Below are 14,124 nucleotides of genomic sequence, written 5' to 3' on the forward strand. Positions count from 1 at the left end.
GGCTCACCCGGCGCCGTCGCGCAGCAGCAGCGCGGCCAGCGCCAGGGCCGTGCCGTGCGGCGCGGCGAGGTCGAGCCCGGTGAGTTCGCAGATCCGGGCGAGCCGGTTGTCGACGGTGTTGGGGTGCAGCCCCAACTGGCGTGCGGTGCTGCGGCGTTCCTGCCGGCTGCCGAGGTAGGTCCGCAGGGTCTCGACCAGGTCCTGGCGGTCCGCGATCGGGTCGAGCAGAGCGGCTATGCGCTCACTGCTCGCGTCACGCCGTGACAGGTGGTACTCCAGCAGCACGTCGTCGAGCCGGTGCAGCCCGGGCGGCAGCCCGCCGGCGCGGGCCACCCGCAGCACCTCCGACGCCGTGCGGGCGGCGCCGGGGATGTCCCGGGGGGCGGCGGCCGTGACGACGGCCAGCCGTACGTCGGGGCAGCAGGCGCGGCGCAGCGGGGCCAGCAGACCCTCGTCACCGCCCGGCGGCACCCGGTGGCCCGGGACGACGGCGTGGCCGCCGGTGTCGTCGAGCAGGGCCGGCACCTCGGTGCCGAAGGCACGGTCGAGGGCGGCCTGGACGCGACGCGGCCTGCGGTGCGCGGCGGCCGAGGGGCGGCCGGCGGCGGCCTCGGGCGGGAAGTGGAGGGCGAGCACCAGGGCGCCGTCCGCCAGACCCAGCCGCCCGGCGGGCAGCTCCGGCGGCAGGGATCCGTCCAGCAGCGCCCGCACCAGGGCGCGGCGCTCCTCACGGCGTTCGGCGGCGAGGGTGCTCTGCTCGTCCAGGTACGTCTCGGAGACGGCGCCGACGATGCCCTCCTGGATGCCGATGAGGACGTCGGCGAGTTCGGCGAGCGCGGCTTCCTCGCCCGGCCGGGCCACCTCGCGCAGCGCCCGCCACAGCACGGCGGTGCCGCGCAGATGGCTGCGCAGCACCAGGTGCAGGGGCAGCCCCTCCTCGGCGCGCTGGGCGGCGCGTTCCCTGAAGCGGTCGAAGTCGCCCCGCTCCGGCCGCTCGGCGGGGGTGCCGTGGACGACCCGGCGCAGGAAGAGCCGCAGGCCGTGGCGCGCGGTGGCGGCGAGCTCCCCTTCCTTGACGTCGGCGGGCAGTTCGGCGCAGCCGGGGAGGTCGGTGAAGGCGCGCGTCGTCATGGTGCGGGCGATCTCGTTCACCTTGTGCTCGCAGCGCGCCGCGAGGGCGCGGGCCGCGTCGGAGAGGATCGGCAGGGTGTCGGCCGCCATCGTCGCCCCTCCACTCGCGTTCACTCGCGCGTCCTTTGTGACGGATCACAGTAACCCGTCACCCGGTGACGGCCCGCAGCCCTCCGGTCACCGCCACCGCCACGGCGACGACCAGCAGGAAAGGGGCGCGCAGCAGCAGGGCGACGCCGGCCGCCGCCAGGCCCGCGGCGCGCGCGTCGAGCACCAGGCGGCGGCCGTCCCCGAAGGTCTGCAGCGCTGTGAGGGCCGCCAGCAGGGCGATGGGCAGCAGCGCGGCCAGCCGCCGTACGACGGGGCGTTCCAGGAAGCCCGCGGGGACGGACAGGCCCAGCAGCTTCACCCCGTAGCAGCCGAGGGCCGTGACGCCCACGGCGATCCATGTGCTCAACGGTCGGCCTCCTTGCGGCGGGCCACGGCCAGGACGAGGGGCGCGGCCAGTGCCGCGACCAGGACGGGCACCCCGGCGGGGAGCAGTGGCAGGCAGACCAGGGCGAGCGGTACGGCCAGGGCCGCCGTGGCCCGCTCGCTGCGGCCCCGCAGCATGGGTGCGAGCAGCGCGAGGAAGACCGCCGGACCTGCCGCGTCCAGGCCCCAGTCGGCCGGGTCGCCGAGTGCGGCGGCGCCGAGTCCGCCCAGGAACGTGGTCAGGTTCCACAGCGCGTAGAGGCTGGCGCCGGTGACCGTGAAGCCCAGCCGGGCGCTCGCCCGGTCGGGCTGCGCAAGGGCGACGGCGGAAGTCTCGTCGATCACCCACTGCGCCGCGAAGGGGCGCACCGCGCGCGGGAGGCGCAGCAGTCCGGAAAGCCGCAGCCCGTAGAAGGCGTTGCGCACCCCCAGGAAGAACGCCCCGGCGGCGGCCGCCAGGGGGCTGCCGCCCGCGCCCAGGGCGCCCACGAGCGCGAACTGCGAGGCGCCGGTGAACACCAGCAGGCTGAGCGCACAGCTCTGCGGCAGGCTCAGCCCGGCCCCCGCCGCGGTCACTCCGAAGGCGAACCCGGACAGGCCTACGGCGACGCCCACGCCCAGGGCGTCGCGGACGACCGCGGAACGCGGTTTGGCGGAGGTCGGTGGGGGCTGCTGCCGGTGCTGTCCGGCTTCCAGGGGCGATGCGGTCACTCTTCCGACGCTAGGCCGCGCCCTCGGCGCCGTCTTGTACGTTCTTGCGCTCCCGCCGGTACGCGCCCGGCGGCACCCCCACGATCCGCGTGAAGTGGCGGTTCAGATGGGGCTGGTCGGTGAAGCCCACCGCGATCGCGACCGCGGCCGGAGCCGTCCCGCCGTCCAGCAGGCGCCGCGCGCGGCGGACCCGGGCGTCGGTGAGCCAGGCGTGCGGCGGCATGCCGTAGAGGTCGCGGAAGCCGCGCAGCAGCGCGAAGGGGCTGGTGCCGAGTTCTGCCGCGAGCTCGGCCAGCGGCGGCGGGTCGGTGAGGCGCGCCTCCAGGATCTGCCGGGCGCGCTCGGCGCTGCGGGCGCCCGCGGTGAGCGGGGTGCGCTGGGGCAGCGTGCCCCCGTGGGCGCGCAGCAGGCGGGCGATGGCGAGCCGCATCATGGTGTCGGCGGCGAGCGCGTTGGCCTGGTCGGTCGCCCGCAGCACCTGGGTGACCAGGTGCACGGCGTAGGGGTCCTCGGCGACGGCCACGGCGAAGCCCGCCGTCCCGCGGATCGCCGTGGTCTCCGCCGCGACGGAGGCCACGATGTCCGCCCCGGGGTAGAGCACGCTGTACGTCCACCCCTCGGGCACGCCGGCGTGCCCGGTGTGCGCGGTGTCGGGGTTGATCAGCGCCACCGCCCCCGGCCCCGCCCGCTCGATGGTGCCGTGGTGGTGGAAGGCCTCGACGCCCTTGGTGATGCCGGCGATCACGAAGGACTCGTGCGTGTGCCGGACGAAGGTCTTGCGCACGTACCGGGCCCGCAGGAGGTCGACGTCCGGCAACCCCGGATGCCTCCACAGCCGTGCCCGCTCGTCCGACCCCATCCCCCCATTCTGCGCCGTGCCCACCCGGGAAACGCGGTGCGGGCACCGGGGGGGCGGTTTGTCAGTGCGGCGAGGCAGGATGGATGGCATGTCGCGACGGAGCACTGGGGGCACCCCGGAGGAGCAGGATCCCGCGGGGGCCCTCGACGCGTTCGCCCCCGCCACGCGCGCGTGGTTCACGGGGGCCTTCAGCGCGCCCACCGCCGCCCAGGCGGGGGCGTGGCGGGCGATCGCCGGCGGGTCCGACGTGCTCGTGGTGGCCCCCACCGGCTCCGGCAAGACGCTCGCGGCGTTCCTGGCCGCCCTGGACCGGCTGGCGTCGACGCCGCCGCCGGCCGAGGCCAAGCGCCGCTGCCGTGTGCTGTACGTGTCGCCGCTGAAGGCGCTCGCCGTCGACGTGGAGCGCAATTTGCGCAGTCCGCTGACCGGTCTGCGGCACGAGTCCGTCCGGCTGGGGCTGCCGGAGCCGGAGGTGCGGGTGGGGATCCGCTCGGGCGACACCCCGGCCGCCGAGCGGCGCGCTCTGGCGACCCGGCCGCCGGACATCCTGATCACGACCCCCGAGTCGCTGTTCCTCATGCTGACCTCCTCGACCCGGGAGTCGCTGCGCGGCATCGAGACCGTGATCCTGGACGAGGTGCACGCCGTCGCCGGGACGAAGCGCGGCGCACACCTGGCGCTGTCCCTGGAGCGGCTGGACGAGCTCTTGGAGCGCCCCGCACGGCGGATCGGCCTGTCGGCGACGGTCCGCCCGGTGGACGAGGTGGCGCGCTTCCTGTCGCCCCAGCGCAAGGTGACGGTCGTCCAGCCCCCGTCGCAGAAGGAGTTCGACCTGTCGGTGGTGGTCCCCGTCGAGGACCTGGGCGAGCTCGGCGGCTCTCCCGCCACCGAGGGCGACGACCCGCGGCCCTCGATCTGGCCGCACGTCGAGGAGCGCATCGCCGACCTCGTGCAGGACCACCGGTCCACGATCGTCTTCGCCAACTCGCGCCGCCTGGCCGAGCGGCTGTGCAACCGGCTCAACGAGATCGCGTACGAGCGGGCCACGGGCGGGCCCCTGCCCGAGGGCGCGCCCCCCGCGGAGATCATGGCGCAGTCCGGCGCGGCGCACGGGGCGCCGCCGCTACTGGCCAGGGCGCACCACGGCTCGGTCTCCAAGGAGCAGCGCGCCCTGGTGGAGGAGGACCTCAAGGCCGGGCGGCTGCCGGCCGTCGTCGCCACGTCCAGCCTGGAGCTGGGCATCGACATGGGCGCGGTGGACCTGGTCGTCCAGGTGGAGTCGCCGCCCTCGGTGGCGTCCGGGCTGCAGCGCGTGGGCCGGGCCGGTCACCAGGTGGGGGCGGTCTCGACGGGCGTGGTCTTCCCCAAGTACCGCGGTGACCTGGTGCAGTCGGCGGTCGTCACCGAGCGGATGCGGGAGGGCGCGATCGAGGCGCTGCGCGTCCCGTCCAACCCCCTGGACGTCCTGGCGCAGCAGCTGGTCGCGATGACGGCGCTGGACACGTGGGACGTCGACGAACTGCTGGCGGTGGTGCGCCGGGCCGCGCCCTTCGCGGCGCTGCCGCACTCGGCGTTCACCGCGGTGCTGGACATGCTGGCCGGGCGCTATCCGTCGGACGCCTTCGCCGAGCTGCGGCCGCGCGTGGTGTGGGACCGGGTGGCCAACACGGTGGCGGGCCGGCCGGGCGCGCAGCGTCTGGCGGTGACCTCGGGCGGCACCATCCCCGATCGCGGGCTGTTCGGGGTGTTCCTGGCCGGCGCCGACCCGAAGAAGGGAGGCGGCCGGGTCGGCGAGCTGGACGAGGAGATGGTCTACGAGTCCAGGGTGGGCGACGTCTTCACCCTGGGCACGACCTCGTGGCGGATCGAGGACATCACGCGCGACCGGGTGCTGGTCTCGCCCGCCCCGGGTGTACCGGGACGGCTGCCGTTCTGGAAGGGCGACCAGCTCGGCCGTCCCCTCGAACTGGGCCGCGCCCTGGGCGCCTTCCTGCGCGAGGTCGCCGCCCTGGAGCCGCAGAAGGGCCGGGCACGGCTGGCCGCGGCGGGCCTGGACCCGTGGGCGGTCGACAATGTGCTGGCCTACCTGGAGGAGCAGCGCAAGGCGTGCGGCCATGTGCCCGACGACCGCACCATCGTGGTGGAGCGCTTCCGGGACGAGCTGGGCGACTGGCGGGTGGTCGTCCACTCCCCCTTCGGTGCCCAGGTCCACGCGCCGTGGGCGCTCGCGCTGGGCGCCCGGCTCGGTGAGCGGTACGGCTTCGACGCACAGGTGATGCACGCCGACGACGGGATCGTGCTGCGCCTGCCGGACGCGGACCTGATGGGCCTGGACCTGCTGGACGCGGACCCGGCCGAGCAGGGCACCGAGTACGACGCCGACCAGTCGCCGGTCGGCGCAGCCGACGTCGTCTTCGACAAGGGCGAGGTCGAGCAGCTCGTCACCGACCAGGTCGGCGGTTCCGCGCTGTTCGCGTCCCGGTTCCGGGAGTGCGCGGCCCGGGCGCTGCTGCTGCCCCGCCGCGACCCGGGCAGGCGCACGCCGCTGTGGCAGCAGCGCCAGCGGGCCGCCCAGCTGCTCCAGGTGGCCTCAGAGTTCGGTTCGTTCCCGATCGTGCTGGAGGCCGTCCGCGAGTGCCTGCAGGACGTCTTCGACGTCCCCGGGCTGGTCGAGCTGATGGGCGACGTCGAGTCCCGCAAGGTGCGGCTGGTCGAGGTGACGACGCCCGAGCCGTCGCCGTTCGCCAAGTCGCTGCTCTTCGGCTACGTGGCCCAGTTCCTCTACGAGGGCGACTCGCCCCTGGCCGAGCGGCGCGCCGCGGCGCTCTCGCTGGACTCCCGGCTGCTGGCTGAGCTCCTGGGCCAGGCCGAGCTGCGCGAACTGCTCGACGCAGACGTCATGGTGGAGCTGGAGCGGGAACTGCAGTGGCTCACCGAGGACCGGCGGATCAAGGGCCCCGAGGGCGTCGCCGACGTGCTGCGGGTGCTGGGCCCGCTGGACGACGCCGAGTTGGCCGCCCGCGGAGCGGAGCCGGGCTGGGCGGCCGGACTGGAGGGCGCGCGCCGGGCGATCAGGGTCCGCGTCGCGGGCGTGGAGCACTGGGCCGCCGTGGAGGACGCCGGGCGGCTGCGGGATGCCCTGGGGACCGCGCTGCCGGTCGGTGTGCCGGAGGCCTTCACCGAGCCCGTCAAGGACCCACTGGCCGATCTGCTGGCCCGCTACGCCCGTACCCACGGGCCGTTCACCTCGGCCGAGGCCGCCCGGCGCTTCGGCCTGGGCACCGCCGTCGCCGACGGCACCCTGCACCGGCTCGCCGCGTCCGGGCGGGTCGTGCAGGGCGAGTTCCGGCCGGGCGGCGCGGGCCACGAGTGGTGCGACGCCGGTGTGCTGCGGCGGCTTCGGCGGCGCTCGCTGGCTGCGCTGCGGCACGAACTGGAACCCGTGCCGCCGACCACCCTGGCCACCTTCCTGCCGCAGTGGCAGCACGTGGGCACGCACAGCCTGCGCGGCCTCGACGGCCTGGTGCGGGCCGTGGAGCAGCTCCAGGGCGCGGCGGTCCCCGCCTCGGCCCTGGAGAAGCTCGTCCTGCCCGCCCGGGTGGCGGACTACACCCCGGCGATGCTGGACGAACTCACCTCCGCGGGCGAGGTCGTGTGGGCGGGGGCCGGCGCCCTGCAGGGCAAGGACGGCTGGGTGTCGCTGTACCTCGCCGACACCGCGCCATTGTTGCTGCCGCAGCCGCAGCCCCTGGAGCTCTCCCCGGTGCACCGCGCGGTCCTGGACGGGCTCTCGGGCGGCTACGGGCTGTTCTTCCGGCAGATCTCCGAGCAGGTCGGCGCCGCCGGGCACGAGGTGTCCGATCCGGAACTGGCCGAGGCGGTCTGGGAGCTGGCCTGGTCAGGCCGGCTGACCAATGACACCCTCGCGCCGCTGCGCGCGCTGCTCGGCTCCGGCCGTACGGCGGGCTCCACCGCCCATCGGGCGCCCCGCGCGGTGCCCCGCGGCCGCTACGGCGCGTTCACGGCCCGCACCGGCCGGCCCGTGCCCCGGATGACGGCCTCTCGGGGCGGCCCGCCGACGACCGCGGGCCGCTGGTCCCTGGTGCCGGCCGCGGCGGCCGACGCGACGCACCGGGCACACGCGCTCACCCACACCTTGCTGGACCGGCACGGCGTGGTCACCCGCGGCGCGGTGGCCGCCGAGGGCGTGGAGGGCGGCTTCTCGGCCGCGTACCGGGTGCTATCGGCCTTCGAGGAGACCGGCCAGGCACGCCGCGGTTATGTCGTGGAGGGGCTGGGCGCGGCCCAGTTCGCCATGGACGGAGCCGTGGACCGGCTGCGGGCCATCAGCAACGCGCGGGACCGCGAGGACACCCGGCACGAAAAGGCCCGCACCGTGGTGCTGGCCGCCGCCGACCCGGCCAACGCCTACGGTGCCGCCCTGCCGTGGCCCGAGCAGCCCGCCGGGGTGAGCCACCGGCCGGGACGCAAGGCGGGGGCCCTGGTCGTCCTGGTCGACGGAGAGCTCACGCTGTACGTGGAACGCGGCGGCAAGACACTGCTGGCCTGGCCCGGCCCCTCCCCGGCGGAGGGCGACGGCCGGGGAGGCGGCGGCGCGGACGAGGAGCGGTTGCAGGCGGCCGCCGACGCGCTCGCCCTGGCCGTGCGGGACGGCGCGCTCGGCCGGCTCACGGTGGAACGCACCAACGGCGAGTCCGCCCTCACCTCGGTGCTGGGCCGCTCCCTGGAGGCGGCGGGCTTCCACGCGACACCCCGCGGTCTGCGGCTGCGGGCCTGAACAGGAACGACGGGAACAGGGGGATCCGTGCCCGAGGGCGACACGATCTGGCTGGCCGCGCACCGGCTGCACTGGGCGCTGGCAGGGCACGTCCTGCTCCGCGCGGACCTGCGCGTGCCGCGGCTGGCGACGACCGACCTGTCGGGACGCCACGTGGAGGAGGTCGTGGCCCGCGGCAAGCACCTGCTGATCCGGGTCGAGGGCGGGCTGACCCTCCACTCGCACCTGCGCATGGACGGTTCCTGGCAGTTGTACGCGCCCGGCGAGCGCTGGCGGGGCGGCCCCGACCACCAGGTCCGCGCGGTCCTCGCCAATGCCGAACGGGTCGCGGTCGGTTACCGGCTGCCCGTGCTGGAGCTGCTGCGCACCACCGAGGAGGACCGGGCCGTCGGCCATCTCGGCCCGGATCTGCTGGGCCCGGACTGGGATCCGCAGGAGGCGGTGCGCCGGCTGACCGCCGACCCGGCCCGGCCGGTCGGCGACGCGCTGCTGGACCAGCGCAATCTCGCGGGCATAGGCAACGTGTACAAGTGCGAGTTGTGCTTCCTGCGCGGCGTCACACCCTGGATGCCGGTCGGCGAGGTTCCCGAGCCCGAACGGGTCGTCGCGCTCGCCAGGAAGCTGCTGCAGGCCAACAAGACCCGGCACGGCCACATCACCACCGGCGACACCCGGCGCGGCCGGACGCACTGGGTGTACGGCCGCGGCCGGCACGACTGCCTGCGCTGCGGGACGGCGATCCGCGTCGCCGAGCTGGGGCCTCCCGGCCAGACCCGGGTGACGTACTGGTGCCCGCGCTGCCAGCGCGGTCCCGCGCCGTCGACCGCACCCGCGTCCGCGTCGCGGGCACACTGATTGACGGACCGTCAGATCCGGTCGTACCGTCGCCGCATGACCGTACCGGCGTACGACCTCACCGGGCGCACCGCCCTGGTCACCGGTGCCGCCGGCGGCATCGGCCGGGCCTCGGCGCTGCTGCTCGCCCAGGCAGGGGCCACCGTCGTCTGCGCGGACGTGGACGGACCCGGCGCCCGGCACACCGCCGAACTGGCCGTGAAAGCCGGCGGCGCGGCGGAGGCACGCGCCGTGGACGTCACCGACCGGGCGCAGGTCGCGGAGGCCGTCGCGGCCACCGTGGCCGCCCACGGACGGCTGGACGTGCTGGCGGCCATCGCGGGCGTCATGCACTCCAGCACCGTCCTGGACACCGACGACGCCGACCTGGACCGGGTGCTGTCGGTGAACTTCAAGGGGGTCCTGCACTGCGCCCGCGAGGCCGCCCGCCCGATGGCCGAACGTGGTGCCGGCAGCATCGTCACCATGGCCTCCGGCGCCATCGACACCGGAGCCCGCGGGCTGCTCTGCTACAGCGTCTCCAAGGCCGCCGTGGTCCAGCTGACCCGGACCCTCGCCACGGAGCTGGGGCCCCGTGGAGTACGGGCCAATGCCGTGGCGCCCGGCTTCGTCCGCACACCGATGACGAGCCACTACGGCATCGGCCCCGACGGCCGCTTCGACGAGCGGGCCCAGGCCCGCGCCGAGGAGGCCCTGGTGCGCGCCGCGCCCCTGGGGCGCGTGGGCGACCCCTTGGACGTGGCGCACACCGTGCTCTTCCTTGCCTCCGACGCCTCAGCCTTCACGACCGGCCAGATCCTGCGCCCCAACGGGGGCGTCGTCATGCCCTGGTAGTGACTGACTTCGGGGTCCCGGGAGTCTTCCCGGCAGCTCTCCCGGCGCCGGGCCCTCAACCTCGCGGACCGCCGCCCGGGCGGCCGATGACGATCCCCGTGACCACCTCGCCGTGTGCAGGGGGACGATGCTGAGCCCCCAGCCACCGGCGACGACCAGGCCCTCGAAGGAGCCTGCCTGCGCGGGCTGGACGATGAGCCTCAGCAGGGCCCACCACCACACCACACCCGCGACGAATGCGATCGCCCAGCGGACCGGCCGCCGGGCCCACAGCTCGTGAAACAGGCGGAGAACGTGCATGGCCGCCTCCTTCGGAGCCCCGAGGTTGCGGCGGGAATCACCTGGGATCCAATCCCGGGCTTTCCCCGTACACAGGTGCGATCCCCTTCCGGCAAGATCGCTAGACCTCAGCCGCCCCACGCCGCACAACGTTCACCCGGAAGGAGGACATGTACGGCTACTACCTGCGACATTCCCCCGCTCGAGGGCAACCCAGGGCGACCGGACGCCGAGGCGCCCGTCGACTCCCCGGCCGGCCCGGGACGGGGTCCAGACGGGTCTAGACGTTCTCCGCCTGGAACATCCAGTGGTGCTTCTCGAGCTCGGCGGAGAGGCCGATCAGGATGTCCTGGCTCACCGGATCGGGCTTCTCCGTCGTCCCGATCCCCTGGCGCACCCGCCTGATGACGGCGTCCAGCGCCGCGATCATGACCGCGACCACCTTCTCGTCCTTGATCCAGCCGTCCGGCACCTCGTCGATCCTGCTGCTCTTGGACACCGTCCCCGCACGCCCGTCCGGCGTCACCCCGATCGCGGCCGCCCGCTCCGCGACGGTGTCGGCGTAGGTCCGCGCGGTGGTCACCACGTCGTCGAGCTGGAGGTGGACCGACCGGAACCGTGCCCCGATCACGTTCCAGTGCACCTGCTTGGCCACGAGCGACAGGTCGATCAGGTCGGTGAGGGTGTGCTGCAGGGCCTCGCCGACGATCTTGCGGTCGGCCTCGGGCAGCGTGCTCTTCACGACGGTCATGCTGCTCCTCCTCGGGAATCACCTGGCGTCGCGGGACCACCTCCACGGCGGACCCGCCCCATGGGCGCCTTCCCCGGATCCGCGGACCACACGCGGACACGCCGAAGCCCCGTCCGGTTCTCCACCGGCCGGGGCCACGGTTCGGAACTGCTTGGTGTCGCTCAGGCCGCGACGACGTTCACGGCCTCGGTGGGCGCCTTCGGCGCCTTGATGGTGACTCGCTCGTCCGGACCGGACGGTACGGACGGAACCGCGCCCAGCAGCGGCCGCATAGGCGCGGCTGCCGACTCGACAGCAGCCGACTCGGCGAGTTCGGCAAGCGCCAGATCGTCGCTGACCTCCCGCATCACCTCGGACATCGGGACGTCCAAGGCGTCACAGATCGCGGAGAGCAGTTCGGAGGAAGCCTCCTTCTGCCCTCGTTCGACCTCCGACAGATAGCCCAGGGAGACCCGGGCGGATGAGGAGACCTCACGCAGGGTGCGGCCCTGGCGCTGGCGCTGCCGACGCAGCACGTCACCGAGCAGGCGACGGAGCAGAATCATCGGTGGCTCCCTCCTCGGACCGCGAATTCGCAACCTTCTTGCCCCACCGTACCGCCTCCGACACCGGCCGTGCGGGGAGCGATGACGTGTTCACTCAGGGCTGCAAACATCCCTGCCCCCCGCTCTCTTCCCTACCCTTCGCCGTCGGGGATTCGTCGGGTGTTCCCCGGCCCGTCAGAAGCGTCTGCTGCAAGAGGGTCAGAACGGCGTTCACGGTGGTGGTACGGATCGCGGCACGGTCGCCGTTCAACTGCAGTCTCTCGCACCACGAGCCGGTCGGCCCGGCGACCGCCACGTAGACGGTCCCGACCGGTTGCCCGTCCTGCGGGTCGGGGCCGGCGACACCGGTGGTGGCCAGCCCCCAGTCGGCGCGCAGCACGCGCCGCACGCCCTCCGCCATCGCGCGCGCGACGTCGGGGTCCACCGCGCCGCGTTCGGCCAGCAGCGCGCCGTCCACGCCCAGCACGTCCCGCTTCAGCTCGGTGGCGTACGCGGTGACCGAGCCCCGGAAGGACCGGGAGGCGCCCGGCACCGAGGTCAGCTCGGCCGCCACCAGGCCCCCGGTCAGCGACTCGGCGACGGCGAGCCACTGCCGCCGCGCCTCCAGCAGCCCCAGGACCTCGGCGGCGGCGTTCACACGCCCTGTCCCTGCTCCTTCGGGAGCGCCGGCGGGACGTCCTGCGCGAGCCCGTCCTCCGGCTCGTCGGCCCCCTCGCGCGCCCGGCGCGCGGCGGCCGTGCGCTGCGCGGCGAGCCCGGCCCGGCGCATGACGACCGCCTGGCGCACGTAGTCCAGGCCGGTCACGACGGTGAGCACCACCGCGGCGCCCATCAGCACCGCCCGCAGCGTCGCCAGCGGCCCGGTGAGGACCAGGATGTACATGCCGACGGCGACGCCCTGGGTGAGCGTCTTCAGCTTGCCGCCGCGGCTGGCCGGGATGACGCCCCAGCGGATCACCCAGAACCGCATCAGCGTGATGCCCAGCTCACGGAAGAGGATCACCGCGGTGACCCACCAGGGCAGGTCGCCGAGGGCGGAGAGCCCGATCAGCGCCGCGCCCATGATCGCCTTGTCGGCGATCGGGTCGGCGATCTTGCCGAAGTCGGTGACCAGGCCGTAGCGCCGGGCCAGCTCGCCGTCGAAGAGATCGGTGATCATCGCGATGGCGAACGCCGCCCACGCGAAGGAGCGCCACGCCGGGTCGTGCCCGTCGTCGTGCACGAGCAGCATGACGAAGCCCGGCACCAGGAGCAGCCGCACCATCGTCAGGACGTTGGCGATGTTCCACAGCGAGGGCCCCCGGACCGCTGCCGCCGGGACGGCGGGTGCGGACCGGTGGTCGCCGGCCGCGGACGCCGGGACTCCCGTCATCTGCCGGCCCCCTCCGTCGTGCCGAGCGGCTCCGCGACGAGGTCGACGCCTTCGGTGTCCACCACCTTCGCCGCCACGAACGTTCCGGGCACCAGGCCCGCGGAGGAGGTCAGGAGGACCTGGCCGTCGGTCTCCGGCGCCTGGTGGGCACCGCGGCCGACCGCCCCCTCCTCCTCGTCGACGGACTCGACCAGCACGTGCACCGTCGAGCCCAGCCGTTCCTCGGCACGCTGCGCGGTCAGCTCCTCGGCCAGCCGGGACACCCGGGCCAGCCGCTCGGCGACCACGTCCTCGTCGAGCTTGCCCTCGTAGCCGGCCGCCTCCGTGCCCTCCTCGTCGGAGTAGCCGAAGACGCCGATGGCGTCCAGTCTCGCGGCGCCCAGGAAGCGCTCCAGCTCCTCCAGGTCCGCCTCCGACTCGCCGGGGAAACCGACGATGAAGTTGGAGCGGACCCCGGCCTCCGGCGCCTTGGAGCGGATGGTCGCCAGCAGTTCCAGGAAGCGCTCGGTGTCGCCGAAGCGGCGCATCGCGCGCAGCACCCCGGGGGCGGAGTGCTGGAAGGACAGGTCGAAGTACGGCGCGACCTTCGGCGTGGAGGTCAGCACGTCGATCAGGCCCGGGCGCATCTCGGCGGGCTGCAGGTAGCTGACCCGGATCCGCTCGATGCCGTCGACGGCCGCCAGCTCCGGCAGCAGCGTCTCCAGCAGCCGGATGTCGCCGAGGTCCTTGCCGTACGAGGTGTTGTTCTCGCTGACCAGCATGACCTCCTTGACGCCCTGCTCGGCCAGCCAGTGGGTCTCGCCGAGCACGTCCGAGGGGCGGCGGGAGATGAACGAACCCCGGAAGGACGGGATGGCGCAGAACGAGCAGCGGCGGTCGCAGCCGGAGGCCAGCTTCACCGAGGCGACCGGGCTGCTGTCCAGACGGCGGCGCAGCGGGGCGCGCGGCCCGGAGGCGGGCGCCACGCCCTCGGGCAGGTCCTCGGGGGCCGAGGCGGGCTCCTGGGCGGTCTGCGCGTGGCCGGGAAGCGCGACCTCGCCGGCGGCCTGCCGGGCGGCGGGGCTGATCGGCAGCAGCTTGCGGCGGTCGCGCGGGGTGTGCGAGGCGTGGACGCCGCCGGAGAGGATCGTCTGCAGGCGGTCGGAGATGTTCGCGTAGTCGTCGAAGCCGAGCACGCCGTCCGCCTCGGGCAGGGCCTCGGCCAGCTCGCTGCCGTAGCGCTCGGCCATGCAGCCGACCGCGACCACGGCCTGGGTGCGACCGTGGCCCTTGAGGTCGTTGGCTTCCAGGAGGGCGTCGACGGAGTCCTTCTTGGCGGCCTCGACGAAGCCACAGGTGTTCACGACGGCGACGTCGGCGGAGGCGGCGTCCTCGACGAGCTGCCACCCGTCCGCCGCCAGCCGGCCGGCGAGCTCCTCGGAATCCACCTCGTTACGGGCGCAGCCGAGCGTGACAAGAGCGACGGTACGGGGTTCGGACATAGGCTCAGCCTACTTTGTCCCCGACGAGGCTCCGA

The 14,124-nt window shown here is 74.5% G+C and carries 12 protein-coding genes; 3 read left to right on the forward strand and 9 right to left on the reverse strand.

Going from position 1 to position 14,124, the window contains the following annotated elements; all coding sequences use genetic code 11:
* Window positions 1-3: 3 nt before the first annotated feature.
* From OIE69_RS12920 to OIE69_RS12935, 4 genes are read right to left on the reverse strand one after another with little or no spacing between them, the layout of a single operon-like run.
* Window positions 4-1,245: a PucR family transcriptional regulator gene (locus OIE69_RS12920; RefSeq protein WP_326572131.1), complete on the reverse strand. Its 1,242-nt coding sequence runs from the start codon at window positions 1,243-1,245 to the stop codon at window positions 4-6.
* A gap of 34 nt (window positions 1,246-1,279) precedes the next feature.
* Complete coding sequence (locus tag OIE69_RS12925) at window positions 1,280-1,588, reverse strand: AzlD domain-containing protein (protein ID WP_326572132.1); 309 nt, start codon at window positions 1,586-1,588, stop codon at window positions 1,280-1,282.
* Complete coding sequence (locus OIE69_RS12930) at window positions 1,585-2,301, reverse strand: AzlC family ABC transporter permease (protein WP_326581112.1); 717 nt, start codon at window positions 2,299-2,301, stop codon at window positions 1,585-1,587. Before OIE69_RS12930 ends, OIE69_RS12925 begins: the two co-directional genes overlap by 4 nt.
* Window positions 2,302-2,326: 25 nt before the next feature.
* Window positions 2,327-3,175, reverse strand: a complete 849-nt coding sequence (locus OIE69_RS12935; protein ID WP_326572133.1) for an AraC family transcriptional regulator — start codon at window positions 3,173-3,175, stop codon at window positions 2,327-2,329.
* An 88-nt stretch (window positions 3,176-3,263) separates the two neighbouring features.
* Here OIE69_RS12935 and OIE69_RS12940 point away from each other — a divergent pair, with 88 nt between their 5' ends.
* Genes OIE69_RS12940 through OIE69_RS12950 form a run of 3 tightly spaced genes read left to right on the forward strand, consistent with a single transcriptional unit; the run spans window position 3,264 to window position 9,662 of the window.
* Window positions 3,264-7,973, forward strand: coding sequence for an ATP-dependent helicase (locus tag OIE69_RS12940; protein WP_326572134.1), 4,710 nt, complete (start codon window positions 3,264-3,266; stop codon window positions 7,971-7,973).
* 27 nt (window positions 7,974-8,000) lie between these two features.
* Window positions 8,001-8,828, forward strand: coding sequence for a DNA-formamidopyrimidine glycosylase family protein (locus tag OIE69_RS12945; RefSeq protein ID WP_326572135.1), 828 nt, complete (start codon window positions 8,001-8,003; stop codon window positions 8,826-8,828).
* 36 nt (window positions 8,829-8,864) lie between these two features.
* Window positions 8,865-9,662: an SDR family NAD(P)-dependent oxidoreductase gene (locus OIE69_RS12950; RefSeq protein WP_326572136.1), complete on the forward strand. Its 798-nt coding sequence runs from the start codon at window positions 8,865-8,867 to the stop codon at window positions 9,660-9,662.
* Window positions 9,663-10,221: 559 nt separating this feature from the next.
* On the opposite strand, the gene OIE69_RS12955 is transcribed toward OIE69_RS12950, so the two are convergent.
* From OIE69_RS12955 to rimO, 5 genes are all read right to left on the reverse strand, one after another.
* Window positions 10,222-10,692 carry a Dps family protein gene (locus OIE69_RS12955; RefSeq protein WP_326572137.1) on the reverse strand — a complete coding sequence of 157 codons (471 nt, stop codon included), beginning with the start codon at window positions 10,690-10,692 and terminating at the stop codon, window positions 10,222-10,224.
* A 161-nt stretch (window positions 10,693-10,853) separates the two neighbouring features.
* Window positions 10,854-11,237, reverse strand: a complete 384-nt coding sequence (locus OIE69_RS12960; protein WP_326572138.1) for a helix-turn-helix domain-containing protein — start codon at window positions 11,235-11,237, stop codon at window positions 10,854-10,856.
* Between the two features lie 94 nt (window positions 11,238-11,331).
* Window positions 11,332-11,874: a CinA family protein gene (locus tag OIE69_RS12965; protein ID WP_326572139.1), complete on the reverse strand. Its 543-nt coding sequence runs from the start codon at window positions 11,872-11,874 to the stop codon at window positions 11,332-11,334.
* Window positions 11,871-12,608 carry a CDP-diacylglycerol--glycerol-3-phosphate 3-phosphatidyltransferase gene (gene pgsA, locus OIE69_RS12970; RefSeq protein WP_326572140.1) on the reverse strand — a complete coding sequence of 246 codons (738 nt, stop codon included), beginning with the start codon at window positions 12,606-12,608 and terminating at the stop codon, window positions 11,871-11,873. Before pgsA ends, OIE69_RS12965 begins: the two co-directional genes overlap by 4 nt.
* The gene (gene rimO / locus OIE69_RS12975) at window positions 12,605-14,089 is read right to left on the reverse strand and encodes a 30S ribosomal protein S12 methylthiotransferase RimO (protein ID WP_326572141.1); all 1,485 of its coding nucleotides are present in this window, start codon (window positions 14,087-14,089) and stop codon (window positions 12,605-12,607) included. Before rimO ends, pgsA begins: the two co-directional genes overlap by 4 nt.
* Between the last annotated feature and the right edge of the window lie 35 nt (window positions 14,090-14,124).

The organism is Actinacidiphila glaucinigra (assembly GCF_035918135.1).
GTDB lineage: Bacteria > Actinomycetota > Actinomycetes > Streptomycetales > Streptomycetaceae > Actinacidiphila > Actinacidiphila glaucinigra.

What these genes read in the sequence shown, in the direction of transcription:
- OIE69_RS12940 (WP_326572134.1), top strand. Translation starts at nt 3,264, where the DNA reads ATGTCGCGACGGAGCACTGGGGGCACCCCGGAGGAGCAGGATCCCGCG.
- OIE69_RS12955 (WP_326572137.1), bottom strand. Translation starts at nt 10,692, where the DNA reads ATGACCGTCGTGAAGAGCACGCTGCCCGAGGCCGACCGCAAGATCGTC.
- pgsA (WP_326572140.1), bottom strand. Translation starts at nt 12,608, where the DNA reads ATGACGGGAGTCCCGGCGTCCGCGGCCGGCGACCACCGGTCCGCACCC.
- OIE69_RS12935 (WP_326572133.1), bottom strand. Translation starts at nt 3,175, where the DNA reads ATGGGGTCGGACGAGCGGGCACGGCTGTGGAGGCATCCGGGGTTGCCG.
- OIE69_RS12950 (WP_326572136.1), top strand. Translation starts at nt 8,865, where the DNA reads ATGACCGTACCGGCGTACGACCTCACCGGGCGCACCGCCCTGGTCACC.
- OIE69_RS12960 (WP_326572138.1), bottom strand. Translation starts at nt 11,237, where the DNA reads ATGATTCTGCTCCGTCGCCTGCTCGGTGACGTGCTGCGTCGGCAGCGC.
- rimO (WP_326572141.1), bottom strand. Translation starts at nt 14,089, where the DNA reads ATGTCCGAACCCCGTACCGTCGCTCTTGTCACGCTCGGCTGCGCCCGT.